Annotated in this window: 18 protein-coding genes; 8 read left to right on the top strand and 10 right to left on the bottom strand. The window is 61.8% G+C overall.

Annotation, left to right across the window (positions count from 1 at the left end):
• Nucleotides 1–18: 18 nt before the first annotated feature.
• From pncB to GTP27_RS12055, 3 genes are all read right to left on the bottom strand, one after another.
• On the bottom strand, nt 19–1,212 hold the full coding sequence (pncB, locus tag GTP27_RS12065; protein WP_161039427.1) for a nicotinate phosphoribosyltransferase: 1,194 nt from the start codon (nt 1,210–1,212) through the stop codon (nt 19–21).
• Nucleotides 1,209–2,072, bottom strand: coding sequence for a cysteine hydrolase family protein (locus GTP27_RS12060; protein ID WP_161039426.1), 864 nt, complete (start codon nt 2,070–2,072; stop codon nt 1,209–1,211). The genes pncB and GTP27_RS12060 overlap by 4 nt, the downstream gene beginning before the upstream one ends.
• Before the next feature lie 237 nt (nt 2,073–2,309).
• Nucleotides 2,310–2,921, bottom strand: a complete 612-nt coding sequence (locus GTP27_RS12055) for an FMN-dependent NADH-azoreductase (protein WP_161039425.1) — start codon at nt 2,919–2,921, stop codon at nt 2,310–2,312.
• A gap of 118 nt (nt 2,922–3,039) precedes the next feature.
• Between GTP27_RS12055 and GTP27_RS12050 the strand changes: the two genes are divergently transcribed.
• Nucleotides 3,040–4,014 carry a LysR family transcriptional regulator gene (locus GTP27_RS12050; RefSeq protein WP_229633759.1) on the top strand — a complete coding sequence of 325 codons (975 nt, stop codon included), beginning with the start codon at nt 3,040–3,042 and terminating at the stop codon, nt 4,012–4,014.
• A 48-nt stretch (nt 4,015–4,062) separates the two neighbouring features.
• Here GTP27_RS12050 and GTP27_RS12045 read toward each other — a convergent pair whose 3' ends face one another.
• The 3 genes from GTP27_RS12045 to GTP27_RS12035 are packed head-to-tail and all read right to left on the bottom strand — an operon-like array spanning nt 4,063 to nt 6,121.
• Nucleotides 4,063–4,968 (bottom strand): DnaJ C-terminal domain-containing protein, encoded by a 906-nt coding sequence (locus GTP27_RS12045; RefSeq protein WP_161039424.1) that lies wholly within the window; start codon nt 4,966–4,968, stop codon nt 4,063–4,065.
• Between the two features lie 60 nt (nt 4,969–5,028).
• Nucleotides 5,029–5,367, bottom strand: coding sequence for a beta/gamma-crystallin (locus GTP27_RS12040; RefSeq protein ID WP_161039423.1), 339 nt, complete (start codon nt 5,365–5,367; stop codon nt 5,029–5,031).
• A gap of 46 nt (nt 5,368–5,413) precedes the next feature.
• The gene (locus GTP27_RS12035) at nt 5,414–6,121 is read right to left on the bottom strand and encodes a beta/gamma crystallin family protein (protein ID WP_161039422.1); all 708 of its coding nucleotides are present in this window, start codon (nt 6,119–6,121) and stop codon (nt 5,414–5,416) included.
• A gap of 189 nt (nt 6,122–6,310) precedes the next feature.
• Here GTP27_RS12035 and GTP27_RS12030 point away from each other — a divergent pair, with 189 nt between their 5' ends.
• Complete coding sequence (locus GTP27_RS12030) at nt 6,311–7,702, top strand: MATE family efflux transporter (RefSeq protein WP_161039421.1); 1,392 nt, start codon at nt 6,311–6,313, stop codon at nt 7,700–7,702.
• 141 nt (nt 7,703–7,843) lie between these two features.
• A complete protein-coding gene (locus GTP27_RS12025; RefSeq protein WP_161039420.1) occupies nt 7,844–10,054 on the top strand; it encodes a S9 family peptidase in 2,211 nt (736 codons plus the stop codon).
• A gap of 80 nt (nt 10,055–10,134) precedes the next feature.
• Here GTP27_RS12025 and GTP27_RS12020 read toward each other — a convergent pair whose 3' ends face one another.
• Nucleotides 10,135–10,326, bottom strand: a complete 192-nt coding sequence (locus tag GTP27_RS12020; protein WP_161039419.1) for a CsbD family protein — start codon at nt 10,324–10,326, stop codon at nt 10,135–10,137.
• Nucleotides 10,327–10,595: 269 nt separating this feature from the next.
• Between GTP27_RS12020 and GTP27_RS12015 the strand changes: the two genes are divergently transcribed.
• The gene (locus GTP27_RS12015; protein WP_161039418.1) at nt 10,596–11,423 is read left to right on the top strand and encodes an HDOD domain-containing protein; all 828 of its coding nucleotides are present in this window, start codon (nt 10,596–10,598) and stop codon (nt 11,421–11,423) included.
• Nucleotides 11,424–11,602: 179 nt separating this feature from the next.
• Nucleotides 11,603–11,878, top strand: a complete 276-nt coding sequence (locus tag GTP27_RS12010; RefSeq protein WP_161039417.1) for a flagellar protein FliT — start codon at nt 11,603–11,605, stop codon at nt 11,876–11,878.
• Between the two features lie 87 nt (nt 11,879–11,965).
• Here the strand turns inward: GTP27_RS12010 and GTP27_RS12005 are convergent, their stop codons facing one another.
• Entirely contained in the window at nt 11,966–13,483 is a 1,518-nt protein-coding gene (locus tag GTP27_RS12005) for a type IV pilus assembly protein FimV (RefSeq protein WP_161039416.1), read from the bottom strand.
• 171 nt (nt 13,484–13,654) lie between these two features.
• Here GTP27_RS12005 and fumC point away from each other — a divergent pair, with 171 nt between their 5' ends.
• Nucleotides 13,655–15,052: a class II fumarate hydratase gene (fumC, locus tag GTP27_RS12000; RefSeq protein WP_161039415.1), complete on the top strand. Its 1,398-nt coding sequence runs from the start codon at nt 13,655–13,657 to the stop codon at nt 15,050–15,052.
• Here the strand turns inward: fumC and GTP27_RS11995 are convergent.
• On the bottom strand, nt 15,049–15,858 hold the full coding sequence (locus GTP27_RS11995; RefSeq protein ID WP_161039414.1) for a hypothetical protein: 810 nt from the start codon (nt 15,856–15,858) through the stop codon (nt 15,049–15,051). The two genes, fumC and GTP27_RS11995, sit on opposite strands and share 4 nt — an antisense overlap.
• A gap of 185 nt (nt 15,859–16,043) precedes the next feature.
• Here GTP27_RS11995 and GTP27_RS11990 point away from each other — a divergent pair, with 185 nt between their 5' ends.
• On the top strand, nt 16,044–16,262 hold the full coding sequence (locus GTP27_RS11990) for an RNA-binding S4 domain-containing protein (protein WP_161039413.1): 219 nt from the start codon (nt 16,044–16,046) through the stop codon (nt 16,260–16,262).
• Nucleotides 16,263–16,406: 144 nt separating this feature from the next.
• The gene (locus GTP27_RS11985) at nt 16,407–16,697 is read left to right on the top strand and encodes a hypothetical protein (RefSeq protein ID WP_161039412.1); all 291 of its coding nucleotides are present in this window, start codon (nt 16,407–16,409) and stop codon (nt 16,695–16,697) included.
• 33 nt (nt 16,698–16,730) lie between these two features.
• On the opposite strand, the gene GTP27_RS11980 is transcribed toward GTP27_RS11985, so the two are convergent.
• Nucleotides 16,731–17,192: a DoxX family protein gene (locus tag GTP27_RS11980; protein WP_161039411.1), complete on the bottom strand. Its 462-nt coding sequence runs from the start codon at nt 17,190–17,192 to the stop codon at nt 16,731–16,733.
• Nucleotides 17,193–17,195 lie beyond the last annotated feature (3 nt).

The raw sequence follows: 17,195 nt of genomic DNA, 5'->3' as shown, positions 1-17,195 counted from the left end.
GCATCTAATCTACGTATTTCAACTGGCGTGGTGCTGGAAAACCTGACGCAGATAAGCGAGGAAAGTCTCGTCCTTGCACAGGGTCTTGCCGGGCGAATCGGACAGCTTGGCCACCGACTGGCCATTGCAGGCCACCAGCTTCATCACGATGTTCAGCGGTTCCAGCCCCATATCATTTGTGAGATGGGTGCCGATGCCGAAGCCGGTCATGATGCGGTCGGCAAAATGGCCATACAGGTCGAAGGCTTTCTGCAGATTCAGGCCGTCGGAAAACACCAGCCGCTTGGTCTTGGCATCGATACGCAGGCGCGCATAGTGTGCCAGTGCCTTCTCGCCCCATACCACCGGATCGCCGGAATCGTGGCGCAGACCATCGAACAGCTTGGCGAAATACAGATCGAAATCATTGAGGAAGGCATCCATACCCACCACGTCGGTCAGGGCCACGCCGAGATCACCGCGATATTCCTGCACCCATGCTTCCAGCGAGGCTTTCTGGAAGTCGCGCAACCGCACGCCGAAAGCCTGGAACGACTGCATGTACTCATGCGCCATGGTGCCGATAGGGACCAGCCCGAAGCGCATGGCCTTATACACATTCGACGTGCCCTTGAAATACTCGGGCACCTGCTGCGCCAGACACTGCACCACTTCATCATGCCAGACGCCGGAATAGCGGCGGCGCGTGCCGAAATCGGAAAACTCGAAAGGATTGCGGCGCGCCGGCTGCTGGCCGAAGGCCTTGAGCGCCGCCACTTTGGCCTGCAGGCGGGCGCGCCCTTCGGCCAGCGCTGCGCTCTGGTCGAAACGGCGGAAATACAGCTCGTTGACGATGTACAGCACGTAGATTTCGAAGCCCATCACATGCACCTGCGGACCGCTGGCGCGTATGGTCAGGGTGTCGCCGTCGGTGCCCACGGTAATAAACCGGCGCTGGAAACGGAACACGGTGAGGAAGTCGACGAAATCGCTCTTGATGTAGCGCAGCGTGCGCAGATAGCGTAATTCCTCATCCGTAAAGCTCATGGCGCACAGCTGATCGAGCTCGCGCTCCAGCTCCGCGCGTAGTTCGCTCAGAGGATAGGCCGGCTGGTTGCGGCAGACGAATTCATACTCCGTGTGGGAGTTGGGGTGGCCATGCAGCAGCGCCTGCCACATGGTGAATTTATACAGGTCTGTTTCCAGCAGACTGCGGACTACCGGCGCCGTCATGCGTTGGCCACCAGTTCGGCCTGTGCCTGTTCCGCCGTCAGCAGGCGCACGCCGTGTGCCTGCATGGCCTGCAGGAAGTCCTGATAGGCCGTTTCGAAACCGCTGACAGGGCTCATGCAGTCGGTGATGAGCGCCAGCCGCGCCACTTTGTCGGCGCCGATGTGGGCGACGATGTGCTCGACCGTGGCCTTGACGCAGTGACTGCCCGCCTCACCGGCCACGTAAATCCCGTCGGCCTGCGCCAGCCGCGCTATGAAGGCCGTGTTCAGCGCCGTATCCGGATCGTCGGCATCGGGTACCTCCGCCATCACGGCAGAATAGTGTTCGGTCCACGGATTGCTGCCTTTGCTCAGTTTATGCACCACGCGCTGCTGCGCGTCTTCCCACTGGGCGTAGGCCTGACGCACGTCTTCATGCACGTTGTGACCCCAGCTGCCGATTTCGCAGTGCAGCGGCCACACCATCAGCTGGTAGCGGCCAGTGGCTTCCAGCTGATCGAGGTAGTGCAGCACGCGCTCCAGCGCCACGCTCTGGCGCGGCTGGAACTCGCCAGCACGTACGGCTGCCGCGCTGATCTGGGTGAACGGCGTGACAGCGCCGCCATCGGCGCGCTGCCAGAAAGTGGGGTGGGCAATATCGTAGCGGTGGTGCGTATCGAGCGTGATGCTGATGTCGCTCAGACCATCACGGCCATAGTTAATCAGTCTGGCCAGTCGCAGCATGTCGGCATGGGCGCCGGGCACGGGGAGCGCAGGGGCGCGCACTTCGCCGCGCACAGGATCGACGGCGCAATAGGCAGCCGGCAGATCACAAAAATCATTTTGCGGATCGATGATCAGCAAATGCAACTTCCTCGACATGGAGACTCCAGAGCAGACACAGAAATACGGAACGGACCTTGCGTTACCGCAATTATCAACGAATACGGGGAAAATCGCAGAACAAACCGCGCGTTTATGCAAAAAAACTCCCTGCGGCACGCAACCGCTAGGGAGTTAGGGAAAGTGGTTTGCGCTGCGGCGGCAGCGCCCTGCCTCGGCCTATATGGCCGGCCATTAGCGCCGGACCGGGCCGGACCGGGCAGCTTCAGGCCGGGTTCAGGCAGCGATCGCGTCGAGCTGGCTGCGGCTCTGGGCCAGTGCTGCTTCGACTGCCGCTTCGCCCATGGCCACGCCTTCGGCCACGATAAAACTGACATCGGTCATGCCGAGGAAGCCCAGCACGGTGCGCAGGTAGGTGGTCACGTGGTCATAGGCGGCGGCAGGGCCGGCGCTGTAGACGCCGCCGCTGGCGACGAAAACAATGACTTTTTTACCATGCACCAGACCTTCGGGACCGTTGGCACCATATTTGAAGGTGCGGCCAGCGCGGGCCACGTGGTCGATCCAGGCTTTCAGGCCGGACGGCACGGAGAAGTTGTACATCGGTGCGCCGATCACGATGGTGTCTGCCGCCAGCAGTTCGTCCACCAGCGTATCGGAAGTCTTGATGGTATGGGCCTGTTCCGCATTGCGCTGCTCGGCAGGGGTGAAGTAAGCACCCAGCATCTGCTCGGTCAGGTGCGGCACCGGATTGGCGGCCAGGTCGCGCGTGACGATTTTGCCGTCCGGATTGGCGGCCTGCCATTTGGCGAGGAATTCGCCGCCCAGTTGGCGCGACAGCGAACCTTGCTGACGTACACTGCTATCGATGTGAAGTAAGCTTGCCATGTTCAATTCCTTTTCAATGGGAGAGGTATTGCAGGCATGATAGTTCGGGTTTAATATCGATGGAATAGTCTAAATTTGAATTGTATTCATCGATAAAATCGATAACAGAAAGTTCACCATGCGCGACCCCGGCCTGCCCTCGCTAGACCAGCTCCGAGTTTTCATAGCCGTCATCGACCACGGCGGCTTCGCCCATGCGGCGCGGGCACTGCACCGCACCCAGTCGGTGATCAGCTACACCATCGCCAATCTGGAAGACCAGCTCAATATCGCCCTGCTCGACCGCAGCAAGCGCAAGCCGGTGCTGACCGAAGCGGGTAAAGCTCTGCTGGCCGATGCGCGCGCCGTGTCGCTCAAGGTCGACGGCATGCGCGCCCGCGCCAAAGCCCTGTCGGCGGGGCTGGAGGCGGAAGTATCGCTGGTGGTCGATGTGATGTTCTCGACCTGCAAACTGGTGCGCATCCTGCACGCCTTCCAGAACGAATTTCCCACTGTTGCCATGCGCCTGCGCACGGAAGCGCTGGGTGCCGTGACCCAGCTGGTGATGGAGCGCGAATGCCACATCGGCATCAGCGGCTGGATGCCGGGCGCGCCCGACACCATAGAGCGGCAAAGCTGCGGCTTTGTCACCATGGTGCCGGTGGTATCGCCCCAGCACCCGCTGGCGCAGATCAAGGGCAAGATACCCAACGACGTGCTGCGCGAGCACACCCAGCTGGTGCTGACCGACCGCAGCACGCTCACCAAGGGGCAGGATTTCGGCGTGCGCGCATTGCGCGACTGGCGGCTGGGCGATCTCAGTTCCAAGCACGCACTGCTGCGCAGCGGCATAGGCTGGGGCAATATGCCCGTCGAATTCATCCAGTGGGATCTCGATAACGGCCGGCTGGTGCAGCTCGATGTGAGCGAAGGCAGCTCGTTCAGCTTCCCGCTGTACGTGATCCGCCGCGGCGACGAGGAACCGGGGCCGGCCACGCGCTGGCTGATGCAGCAATTCCTCGAACTGGAAGATGCCGCGCCCGATGCAGCGCAGACCGAATGTGCGGCGGCCGCGCAGCGCGCGCCAGCGCCGCTGACACTGCGCCGCAGTTAGGACAGCGCCGGCGGCGCGGCGCGGCGCGGCGCGGCGCCCTGCAGCTGATCAGTCGCCGGCGCGGGGATTGAAGGCCAGATCACGCGCCATGGCCTCATACACGGCGCGGCCTTTCTCGCTGGTGGCAGGTGGCAGCACCACTTCCAGCAGCAGATACAGGTCGCCTGCCTCTTTCGCCGGCAGGCCGCGTCCGCGCAGGCGCAGCTTGCGGCCCGTCTGCGAACCTGCCGGCACATTCACCGTCAGCTTGCCGGAAGGCGTGTTCACGTCGATTTCGCCACCCAGCGCCAGCTCCCACGGCGTTACTGCCACCGTGGCATACACATCGCGCCCTTCGACGCGGTAGCGCGGATGGGGACGGAACTGAACTTCCAGATACAGGTCGCCGGGACCGTCTGCACCAGCCTGGCCCTGACCGGACAGACGCAACTGCTGACCGGCACTGATGCCCTTCGGTATATTCACCGTCAGATTGCGCTCGCTGCGATAGCCGTCGGCTTCCGTCACGTATAGGGTGATGGTACGGCTGGCGCCCTGATAGCTGTCCATCACATCGATGCTGATGCTGGCATGGCTATCCTCGCCTTTGCGCGGTGGCGCCTGACGGCGCCGGCTGCCGCCGCCCAGATTGGCGAACAGGTCGGCAAAGAAATCACTGTCCACGCCGCCGAAGCCGCCACCGCCGTGGGTGCGGCCCCAGTCCGGCGGCGGACGGAACTGCTGGCCCGCGCGGTACTGCTGGCCCCTTCCCAGCTCGTCATACGCCGCACGCTTTTCCGCGTCGCCCAGAACGCCGTAGGCTTCGTTGAGCTCCTGCGTCTTCTGCTGGGCATTGGCTTCCTTGCTGACGTCGGGGTGGTATTTCCGTACCAGCTTGCGATAAGCCTTCTTGATTTCGTCTTCACTGGCCGTTTTCGCGACACCCAGCGTCTGGTAGTAATCCTTGTATTCCACGGAGGGCGCTCCCTTTCAGCGTAAGCGGACGTCCGGCGCGGCGCACCGGTACGGCGCCGCTCAGGGACGGTCGGACTTCCCGGTATTCTGTGCCAGCTCGTCGAGCTCGCGTACCGAGGACATCATGTTATTAAAATCCTTGAGCTGGGCATACTCGCCTTTTTCCAGCAGCTTGCAGCGCCCTTTGTACTGCTTATGTTCGCACACCTGCCAGCGGCCACTGCTGACCACCACACTGGAGGTGCGGTCATTGAAGCCGAGTTTGTCGAGATCCGGCTCGGATTCGTGCAGCTTGATGGCCGGGCCGCCGAAATTCGCCCGCGTGTACAGGGTGATCTCGCCAGCCTGAACGGCAAAGCTGACCCACAGGGCAACTACGCCCAACAGCGGTTTCCTCATCACGGCTCCCGGACACTTATCTGGCATGCATGATAACCCATCCCGCTCAGCGGATACGGCGCAGCGAGGAAATGCGGTTATTCATGTTGTCGAGATACTCGTAGCGGCCCGGTTCCAGCACGATGCAGCGGCCACCGAAATCGGCATGCTCGCACAGTTCCCAGCGGCCTTCATTGACGATGATGGAGCCGGCCTGATCGTTGAAGTCGTAATCGACCAGCGTGCGCACTTCGTTGTGCAGGCCCAGACGGGCGCCATTAAAACCGGCCTGGGAGAACAGTTCGATCGGTTCGCGGCCATTGCCATGGCCACGCTCGTCGTCGCGCCCCCAGCGGCGGCCATGCCCTTCATTGCGGTCATTGCGGTCATTGCGGTCATTGCGGTCATTGCGGTCCCAGCGATCGTTACGCTCCTCGCGGCCATTTCCTTCGCCACGGCCACCAATTTCGCGCACCGACGAAATAATGTCGTTAAAACCGGCCAGCACCGGATATTCGCCCCGCTCCACCACCATGCAGCGGCCACGGAAATCGGCATGTTCGCACAGCTGCCAGGTACCGGAGCGCACGACCACGCTGGAAGCGCGGTCATTGAAGTTGTAGGGCACCAGATCGGGCGTTTCGCCACGCAGGGTCAGCGCCGGCCCATTGAAATTGGAATGGGTGTACAGCGTTATTTCGCCGGCCTGGGCCACGGCGACGGGCAGCGCCAGCACGAGGGCGGCGCGGATAAAGCGGAGCAGAGATGCTTTCATGATCATGAGTATGAGCTAGGTGTCGGCACACTGGCAAGCGGCCATAGCGTCTTAACGCCGCCGCCGGCACTCAGGCTGACGGCCAGCCATGCCCAATTTGCAAGAATTTGTAAGACAAAGCCCCGGACAGCGCGCTAGAATGGCCGCCATTCCAGCGCGCCGCTCTGCCCCCTACTGCCACTACTATCCATGCCGCACAAATTCACCCTGCACAATCTACGTCACGAAATCGCCGCACTCTGGGCGCTGTCCTGGCCCATGCTGATCGGCCAGCTGGCGACGGTGGGCATGGGGGTGGCCGATGTGGCCATGACGGGCCACGCCAGCGCCGACGAACTGGCGGCGGTGGCGCTGGGCACGTCGATCTGGTCCATCATACTGGTGACGGTCAGCGGCATCATGATGGCAATAAACAGCATCGTCGCGCACGACGTGGGCGGCGGCGAACTAGGCAAAATCCCCCATGCCGTGCGCCAGTCGCTGTGGAAAGCGGCCGGTATCGGCGTGCTGGCCATGCTGCTGGCTAATCTGGCCACGCTGCTGTTCGATCACTTGCAACTGACGCCGTATGTGCACCAGCAGGCCGCGCGGTTCGTGCACATCATCAGCTTCGGCCTGCCGCCGTTTGCCGCCTACCGCGCCCTGTACGGCTACAGCACCAGCATCAACCAGACCAAGCCGGTCATGGTGATCGCCCTGCTGGGGCTGGGTTTCAATGTGCTCAGCAACTGGCTGCTCATATTCGGCAACTGGGGCCTGCCCGCCGTGGGCGGTATAGGCTGCGCCATCTCCACTGCCCTGTGCATGTGGCTGATGCTGTTCGCCATGCTGGCATGGATACGCTTGGCGCCCGCCTACCGCCCCACCTATCCCTTCACGCACTGGGAGGGCCCGCACTGGCCGGAAATCCGCAACATGCTCAAGCTGGGGCTCCCCATCGGCATCACCTATTTTGCCGAAGTCAGTGCCTTCGGTTCCATCAGCCTGCTGGTGGCGCGCTTCGGCGCCGTGCAGATTTCGGCACACCAGATCGCGCTGAACTTTACTTCGCTGGTGTTCATGGTACCGCTCAGTTTCGGCATTGCCCTGATTACCCGCGTGGGCCACGCGGTAGGTGAAGGCAATCCGCAGCGGGCCCGCTTTGTGGCGTGGGTAGGCGTAGCCATGTCGCTGGCCTTTGGCGCCCTGTCGGCACTATTTATCGTGCTGGCGCGCCATCAGATCGCCGCTGCGTATACTTCCGACCTCGCCGTGCAGGCGCTGTGCGCTTCCCTGCTGCTGCTCGCTGCCCTGTTCCAGCTGTCCGACGCCACGCAGGTGGCTACCTCCTGCGCCATACGCGGCTACAAGGTGACGCGCCAGCCCATGCAGATCCAGCTGCTGGCCTTCTGGGGCTTTGCCCTGCCGCTGGGCTGCTGGCTGGGACTGGCGCCGGCATGGCTGCCGTGGCGCCCGGCCCAGCCCATGGCAGCGCAGGGTTTCTGGATCGCGCTGGTGATCGGCCTGACGGTTGCTGCCCTGCTGCTGAGCTGGGCGCTGCACCGCCTGTCGCTGCAGCGTGCGCAGGGTCAGCCAGACTAGGCGCAAGGACGGCGAAATCGGCATACATGGCGCCGAAGGAAAAACGGTTTTCACCCGTAGATTCAGAACATTGCCATCTCGCCATGACCGGCCTGCTCTGGTATCGTCTCGGATTCCGTCAACCTGAGACTACTCCCCGCCATGCGCTTCATACTCTGCTTTCTGGCCCTCCTGACCGGAGCCCAGGCTTCTGCTGAAAAACTCACGCTCGACCGACTGCATTCCGACCCGTCGCTGAGCGGCCCCGGTGTGCGCAGCCTGAAAGTGTCGCCCGACGGCGCCCGCGTGACCTTTCTGCGTGGCCGCGAAGACAACCAGTTCCAGCTCGACCTGTGGGAATTCAGCCTGAAGGATAAATCGACCCACCGTCTGGTCGATTCCAAGATACTGGTGCCGGACGAGAACCTGTCCGCCGCCGAAAAAGCCCGCCGCGAACGCGAGCGCACGGCCAGCCTGAAAGGCATCCTCAGCTACAGCTGGTCGCCCGATGGCAAGCAGCTGCTGGTGCCGATTGCGGGCAATCTCTATCTGATCGATGCCAGCAAGCCTGACGCGGCGCGCATGGTCGCGTCGGGCAATGTGCTCGATCCGAAAATCTCGCCGAAAGGCCGCTACGTTTCCTTCGTGCGCGACCAGAATCTGTACGTGATCGATCTGAGCACGGGCAAGGAAAAGCAGCTGACCACCGACGGCAAAGACACCGTGCATAACGGCGAAGCGGAATTCGTGGCACAGGAAGAAATGGGCCAGACCAGCGGCTATTACTGGGCTCCCGACGATAGCGCAATTGCCTACAAGCGCTACGACGAAGCACCGGTGCCGGTGGCGCGCCGCTTCGAAATCTTCGCCGACCGCACCGACGTGGTCGAACAGCGCTACCCGGCTGCCGGCGACCCGAATGCGCTGGTCAGCCTGCACATCGTCTCGCCAGTCACGGGCGAGATCCGCAACGTCGATCTGGGCAGCAATGCCGACATCTATCTGGTGCGCGCCGACTGGAGCGCCAATGCCAAGTCCCTGCTGTTCCAGCGCCAGAGCCGCGACCAGAAGAAGCTCGAACTGATCGCCGTCGACGCCGCCACGCTGGCGCAGCGCCTGCTGGTGACGGAAACTTCGCCGACCTGGGTCAGCATCTTCGACGATCTGCGCTTCCTGTCCGGCGACCGTTTCATCTGGTCGTCCGAGCGCACGGGCCGCAAGCACCTCTACCTGTACGACATGAACGGCAAGCAGCTGAACGCCATTTCCAGCGGCGAGTGGGGCATAGACCGCGTGCTGGCAGTGGATGAAAAAAGCGGCCGCGTGTTCGTGCAGTCGAACCGCGATGCCGTGGTCGATAGCCAGACCTATGCGCTGAAACTCGATGGCAGCACGGCCAGCAAGCCCGCCCGCATCACCCAGGGCGACGGCTGGCACGATGCCGCCTTTGCCCGCAATGGCGAAGTGTTCGTCGATACCTATTCGAATCCCGACCTGCCACCGCAAGTGAGTATCCGCCGTCCGGACGGCAGCATGGTGAGCTGGCTGGAACGCAACGAGCTCAATGCCAGCCATCCTTACGGCAAATACCTCGATGCCCACCTGAAAACGGAATACGGCACGCTGAAGTCGAAAGACGGCCAGACCCTGTACTACTCGATGATCAAGCCTAGCGGCTTTAGCGTCATGAAAAAGTATCCGGTGTATCTGTCCACCTACGGCGGTCCGCACTCGCAGCACGTCGCGCGCCGCTGGGGCAATCTGTTCGACCAGTACATGGCCCAGCAAGGCTTCATCGTCTGGCGTCTGGATAACCGGGGCTCGTCGCGCCGCGAACGCGCCTTCACCGACGCCAACTATCACAATCTGGGCAAGGTGGAAGTGGAAGACCAGCTGAGCGGCATCGAGTGGCTGGGCCAGCAGAGCTATGTGGATGCCAAGCGCATCGGCGTGTTCGGCTGGAGCTATGGCGGCTTCATGACGCTGCGCCTGCTGGCAGAAGCCTCGGACAAGATCGCCATGGGCGTCTCCGTTGCACCGGTGACCGACTGGGCACTGTACGACACCCACTACACGGAACAGTTCATGGGCACGCCTAAAGAAAATCCGCAAGGCTATGTATCGGCTGGCGTGTACTCGCACCTCGACGGTCTGACATCGCCGCTGCTGCTGATCCACGGCATGGCCGATGACAACGTACTGTTCACCAACACCACGCGCATGATCGATGCACTGGTGAAGCGCAATGTCCATTTCGAGCTGATGACCTATCCGGGCGCCAAGCACGGCATCTCCGGTCGCGGCCCGCAACGCCACGTGTATGGCTACATCGAAGCCTTCTTCAAGAAAAACCTCAAGCCTGAAACCAACTAATTAGCGGGCACCTCTCCGCTACTGCCAGCAACAGCCGCAGGCCACCGTGCCTGCGGCTGTTGCTTTATGAGTGGCCGCAATTAATTGCGATTACCCTTGGCGAGATCCTTCACGGCCTCCTTGGCATCGCCCAGACTCTTCTGCAATTTGCCGGCGGCCTGCTGGCCCAGTCCTTTGGCCTGCTGTTCGCCGCTACCCACCAGCTTGCCTACTTCCTGCTGCACCTTGCCGCGCACTTCACGGGCTTTGCCTTTTACCTGATCTTTGTTCATGGTCAACTCCTGTATCAACATTAAAACCACGGAACACACAGCGTTGCGCTATGTGCATACGCACCAATATAGGCGGTCGCAACCTTGTGATCCGTGCGCCAGCACACGCTGCGAACGGCTAACTTCGATGCGGCATCGCAACAGCCACTAGCAGGCTTGAATCGACTCGCAGAAAAGATACGCTGGCGTAACAAATTTGTTTCTTTCGCCTGGGGAATCGCTATATAGTTAGCAAACAGCAACGCGCCCTTTCAACAGGAGAATTCCATATGAAGCTTGATGCACTGTTCCAGAATCCCACTGCGTTGCCCACCGCGCCCAAGGTGGTTGAAGAGCTGATCAGTAGTTTCGATAAAGCCAGCGTTTCGACGGAAGAAATTGCCAAGAAGCTGGCGACTGATCCTGTACTGAGCGCGAAATTACTGCGTCTGGCCAACTCGGCCTACTACCACGTGTCGCGCAGCATCGGCACGGTAGAAGATGCAGTACTCATGCTGGGCTTTGTCACCGTGCGTACGCTGGTGATCAGCTCCGGGCTGGTCAGCGGCTTCAAGACCGTGCCGGGACTCGATCTCAAACAGTTCTGGCGTTACAGCCTGCACACAGCCGTTGCGGCCAAATGGATCGCCAAAAAGACCAAGGAGAACACCGACCTCGCCTTCACCATCGGCATGATGCACGGCATCGGCCAGCTGGTAATCCACTCGGCCATGGCCGAGCAGGCCATGGCGCTGGACAAGATTGCCGGCCCGCTGGACGCGCGCCGCCTCGATGCCGAACAGGCTTCCTTCGGCTACACCTTTGCCGACGTGGGCGCGGAACTGGCACGGCGCTGGAAATTCCCGCCCACCTTTGCGGAAACCATCGCCGCCTTCCCCGAACCGCATCAAAACGGCGAGCTGAACCGGCTGGCCGCCGTGGTGGCACTGGCGGCTTGGCGTGCCCGTGTAGAACAGGCCCAGCTGAGCGCCGAAGAAATCGCCGCCTGCTACCCGACCGATCTGGCCGAGGAACTGGGACTCGATGACGATGCATTGATAGACGAAATGCCATCGCCCGATGAGCTTTCGGCGGGTCTGGAAGAGCTGGTGAAGTAAAAACCGGGCAAAACAGCCAAAGAATAGTGTCCAATAAATAACAAAAACCGTCCGAATCACCAGCGGGCGGTTTTTTTTCACTTTTTTTCAAAAATATTTGAAAAAGACCCTAAAGTTCCCGCCCACCCCGACGTTAATCTGGACATGCGGTAATCCGCCTAACCAGCCAGGGTGCGAATATGACCTCCAGCGAAGTCCTCTCGATGTACGAAAATATTGCCGGTATGACCAATCACATGGCTGCCGCCGCTCGCATGGGTGACTGGGATAGTCTGGGCAAGCTGGAAAACCGCTGCGCTGCCGAAAGCCGCGCCATCAGCACCGGCGTTCCTGCCCTGAGCGGTGCCCAGCGCCAGCGTAAAATCGACCTGCTGAAACAGATACTGGCCAACGACCGCGCTATCCGCGACGTCACCGAACCCTGGATGAACAACATTCCCGGCATGGCTGCCTGATCCGGCACCCGCCCAGCAAAAAAGCGCCTTCACGGCGCTTTTTTTGGTCCGGACTGAGCGCCGGAACAGTTTCCCTCCTGCAGCGGCCTACTGCTGCATCAGCGATTCCGGCGTCACTTCTTCCAGAGGCGGCGCCTCCTCATGCTTCACTTCCGCTTCGGTAGCCTTTTTCTTGCGGAAAAGTTGTCCGATTTTTAATGGGGGAGCGCCGCGCTTTTTGCGCCAGAACAGCCAGCCCGCCAGACCAAGCACCAGCAGCACCACACCCGCGCCAGCAGCAATCAGGGGGAGATTGCTGCTGCCAGTCGCTGGCTCAGGGGGTTTTTCTTTCTTGTATTTCAGCTTAGGCAGAACTTTTACTTTTTTCACCGGACCGGAAGCAACGTCGCTGGCCGCGCCAGAAGCCGCCGCCGATGCTTCAGCCGAGGCGGATGCTGATGCCGCAGCCGCCTCGCTCGCCTCGCCATGGGCCGCCGCCGCAGCACGGGCTTTAGCCAGCTCGCCCTGCACACCCGGTGGCGGCACCCAGCGTTCCCCGCCAGCGGCTTCGCCCGCAGCAGAAGCCGCCGGTTCGGCGGCGCTAGCAGCCAAACTCGCCGCAGTGCTGGCCGAAGCCGGCAGTTTGGCTGCAGCCGACGATGTCACGCTTGCCGAGGCCGTTGCGGACGCACTCGCAGGCTTGCCATGGGCAGCAGGTAGCGCTGCCGGAGCAGCACCTTTAGCCGCCGCAACCCCGCCCAATGCGCCCTGTAACACTTTCAGCTTGCCTTCCAGTTCGCTCAGCTTGCTGTTTAATTCCTGACTGTGGGCATCAAACGCTGCGCATTCTTTGGCCGCAAGCGCCGGACTTGCCGAGCATGCCGCCGGAGCCGGTGCACGTTTTACCCCCTTGGGCAGAGGCAAGTTAGGCATAGGCAGCAAGGCTTGCGCCACATGAGCCGGCACCGCGCCATCTGCCGCCGGCGCCACCTGTTCGGCCGCGCTGACGCTTCTGCTCGCTGCGGGCTTGCTGACCGGAGCCACGCGTCGCGCAGGCGCACTGGCGCGCAGGCCGCCCGCCACCCCGACTTCGGATTCATGCAGCGATGGCATGGGCGCAGCACGCGAACGCCCTGACTCGGCATGACTGGGCTCAGTGGCGGACACTGGTGCTGGCGGCAAAGGCGCCGGCGCCGGACTGCCCACGGCGGCCATGGGACTGGCGCCGGCACGCCCGCCGGGATTCGGATCAGCCTGCAGCCAGACAGTCGCCGCCCGTACTTCCTGCCGTCCGGCACCGCTCAGCTCAAGAAACAGATGCAGGTAGTCGGCCTCGATAGGCCGCGTGGTGCTCACGCGCAGATACTGGCGGCCGTCGCGCCGCACGATCACCATGTGCAGCCCGGCGAGCGCCGGATTCATGCTGATATTCGCACCGCGATAGACGTTTTCCTGCGCCAGCCGCACTTGCAGGCTGGCCGCTTCGTCCGGCGCTAACTGCACCAGTTCGATATCCGCCGACAAAGGCTGGCCGATGTAGGAACGCACCGCGATATCCCCCAGCTCGGCTGCAGGGGCAGCCGTAGCCAGCAGCAAGCTGCCGGCGATCGCGGTGAGAGAGGTCAATAGTGATGAGCGCTGCATGTCGGGTGCGTCTGGACGCAAATGCTAAAAGTGTATCAGCTATAACGGCAATTTTTCCCCGTTTTGTAGCCCTCGGTTAATTTTTCGCAGCTAGGCTACACTAGCTGCAGATGATCAAATGGATAAGTTTGCCGGCCTTATAAAGGATGCCCCATGGATACTCGTACCGAACACGACAGCTTTGGCCCTATCGAAGTGCCCGCCGCGCGGCTGTGGGGTGCGCAGACCCAGCGCTCGCTCGAACACTTTGCCATTTCCAGCGAGCGCATGGCACCGCAACTGCTGCATGCGCTGGCCAGCGTCAAGCATGCGGCGGCCAGCGTCAACCGCGATCTGGGCCTGCTGCCCGCCGACAAGGCGCTAGCCATCATGCAGGCTGCCGATGAAGTACTGGCAGGACAGCATGCAGACGAATTTCCGCTGGCGGTATGGCAGACTGGCTCCGGCACCCAGACCAATATGAATATGAACGAAGTACTGGCTAACCGCGCTTCCGAACTGCTGGGCGGCAAGCGGGGCACAGGGCGCTTGCTGCATCCTAACGACGACGTCAACAAAGGCCAGTCCTCGAACGACATTTTCCCCACCGCCATGCATGTAGCAGCGGCCCTTGCACTGACTACGCAGGTTCTGCCCGCCTTGCGCCAGCTGCGCAGCAGTCTCGATGCCAAGGCGCAGGAGTTTGCCGCCATCGTCAAAATCGGCCGCACCCATTTACAGGATGCCACCCCGCTCACGCTAGGGCAGGAGTTCTCCGGCTACGTGGCCCAGCTCGATTTCGCCGAACAGGCAATCCGGCAGGTGCTGCCCGGGGTGCTGCAACTGGCTGCTGGCGGCACGGCGGTGGGCACGGGCCTGAATGCCCATGCGGAATTTGCCAGCCGCATTGCTGCCCAACTGGCCAGCACCTTAGCTCTGCCCTTCCGGACTGCCGACAACAAATTTGCGGCACTGGCCGGCCACGATGCCCTGGTCCTGGCCCATGGCGCACTGAAAACACTGGCCACGGCCCTGATGAAAATCGCCAATGATATCCGCTGGATGGCTTCCGGCCCCCGCTCCGGCCTGGGCGAAATCAGCATACCGGAAAACGAACCGGGCAGCTCCATCATGCCGGGCAAGGTTAACCCTACCCAGTGCGAAGCGCTGACCATGCTGTGCTGTCAGGTGATGGGCAACGATGTGGCCATCAGCATGGGCGCCGCTTCGGGCAATTTCGAACTCAATGTGTATAAGCCGCTGATCGCCCACAACTTCCTGCAAAGCACCCGCCTGCTGGCCGACGGCATGCGCAGTTTCGCGCATCATTGCGTGATCGGCATCGCCGCGCAGCAGGAGCGCATCGCCGAACTGATGGAACGTTCGCTAATGCTGGTCACGGCGCTGGCGCCCCATATCGGCTACGACAAGGCCGCCGCCATCGCCAAAAAGGCGCAGCATGAAGGCAGCACCTTGCAGCAGGCCGCGCTGGAACTGGGCTATGTCAGCGCCGAGCAGTTTGCCCGCTGGATAGACCCGCTCGCCATGACGCGCCCCGGCGCGCAGGGCTAGAAGCCCTGCACGTAGCGTAGCCCCAGCAGATATTCGGGCTGCGCTGCGGCATCATGGCCCGGATGCACGCGCCACATGATGGCAGCGCTCAGCCTGCCCTGATGCGCCACCCCGCCGGGCCGCAGGGTGTAGCGCAATTCCACATCATGCTCGGTCGCCGTGGGACGCAGGTTCAGCATGGCCGTGCCATACGGTAGCGCACCGGGTTCCCCCGTCAGCGCCACACTGCCGCTGCCGGCCAAGGTACCGCTGCGCACCCGTGCCGGCACCGACAGCGTCAGCGTCAGACTATCGCCCGGCAACAGCCACTGGCGCCGCGCCCACGACAGGCTGTAGGCCAGCGTGCGCACCGACGACACTTGCGCCAGCAGGCTATCGGGCGCACCCAGCCCTTCGGTGCGGGCCGCCGAAACCATGGCCGTGACGGACGCATGCGGCGTGAGCGCATAACCGAGCGTGGCGGCAGTAAAACTGGTGCTGGGACGGTTGTACATGGCCAGCGCCGGACTTTGCTGGGGCCCCGTCACGCTGGCGGCCTCGCGCAGCACACCTATGCTGACCGTGCCCACCGCAGCACCGAGTCTGCGCTCGAATTCGGCGCTGGTCAGAAAGCGCTGAGCGGGAGCATTGAGGGTGGGGCCGAGCGGATCCAGCGCTGCCAGCGGCACCGGCAGCCTGCCCAGCTGCAAGCGCGCACGGCTTGCAGCCAGCCTGCTATCGCCTGCCTCCGCTTCTGCCCCTGCCGCAGGCAGGACCGGCAGCAGCATCAGGCAGCCCATGCCCAGACGAACGATAGCCTTATCCATGATGGTTCTCCTGCCGGTCACATGACCGGCGCTAGCACGACTTCTGCTGACTCTGATTACAGCATAGTCAATACTTTTCTCGACAGCAAACTCAGGCATACAACCCACATGGAGTACACTGCCACCCGTGCGCCAGTCCGGCGGGCGGAACGCCTCGCGTTCCCATCATAGCAACAGAGGAAAATATGCAAAAAGTCAGTTTCGAATTGAACGGTGAGTTTGTTGAGCTAAATCAGTTACTTAAGCTGGTGGGCCTGTGTGACAGCGGCGGCGCTGGCAAAATGCTGGTAGCCGGAGGCAGCGTCAAAGTCGATGGCAAAAAGGAATTGCGCAAGACGGCCAAAATCCGCGCCGGTCAGATCGTCACGCTCGGCGACGTGCAGATCAGTGTGCAAGCTGGATAACACTTATTGCATTGTGGAAATAGTTAGCTATACTACGGTTTGCACGGCAATCGAGGCCGCACCAGCGGATTGCACGTTTGTGAACTATAGTGGAACTGTGTACTCGGCAGTTCTGTCACCATTTTTGTTAAGCAGGGGTACGTCATGGACGATCCTGAAGTGAAACTGCAAACGCAGGAACGCTTACTTGAAGACTTACGGCAAGTGATAGAAAATGCCGAGGATTTGCTCAACAATACCAACGCCTATCACAGCCAGCTATATCAGAATGCGCGCACGCGGCTGGCGCAAGCCCTGCACTACGCCATGGACGAACTGGCGCGCTTCGAAGATATCCAGGTGGAGCGCATGATAGAACTGACCCGCGCCGCCAGCCTGCTGCATCAGGACCTGACGGGTGAAGCGCGTCTGCTGCGCGCTTTCAAACGCCACTAAGCACCCCGCCGCTCGCACTTCACCACTAGTGCACTAGCGGGCTCGCTGTGCCAGCCCATGGTCGAGCGAAATTTTGCCCGGACCATACACCAGCAGCGCCAGCAGCATCACGCCCCAGTAGAAATGATCATTGATGGCAGCAGGACACTCGAAGCTGAACAGCTGCGGGTAGGACAATACCGCCATTGCATTCACCAGCAACAAAGCCAGTGCTGCGGGACGCGACAGCAGCCCGCCAAACAGCAGCACGGGCAGCACCAGCTCCCCTGCCGCGCCCAGATAGGCTGCCAGTTCCGGCGGCAGCAAGGGCACATGGTATTCCTCGCGAAACAGCGCCAGCGTGGCGCCCCAGTCGGCAACCTTGACCATGCCTGCCTTGAAGAACTGCCAGCCCACGTATAGGCGCAGGAACAGTCCCAGCGCTGCGCCGCCCCATTGCGTCAGCTTGTGATCGAGCACCAGACTACGCTGATGCAATGCCCATAAACCTGCCATGAT

The organism is Duganella qianjiadongensis, assembly GCF_009857915.1.
Classification (GTDB): domain Bacteria; phylum Pseudomonadota; class Gammaproteobacteria; order Burkholderiales; family Burkholderiaceae_D; genus Rugamonas; species Rugamonas qianjiadongensis.
This window is presented reverse-complemented; position numbering and strand designations above follow the sequence as displayed.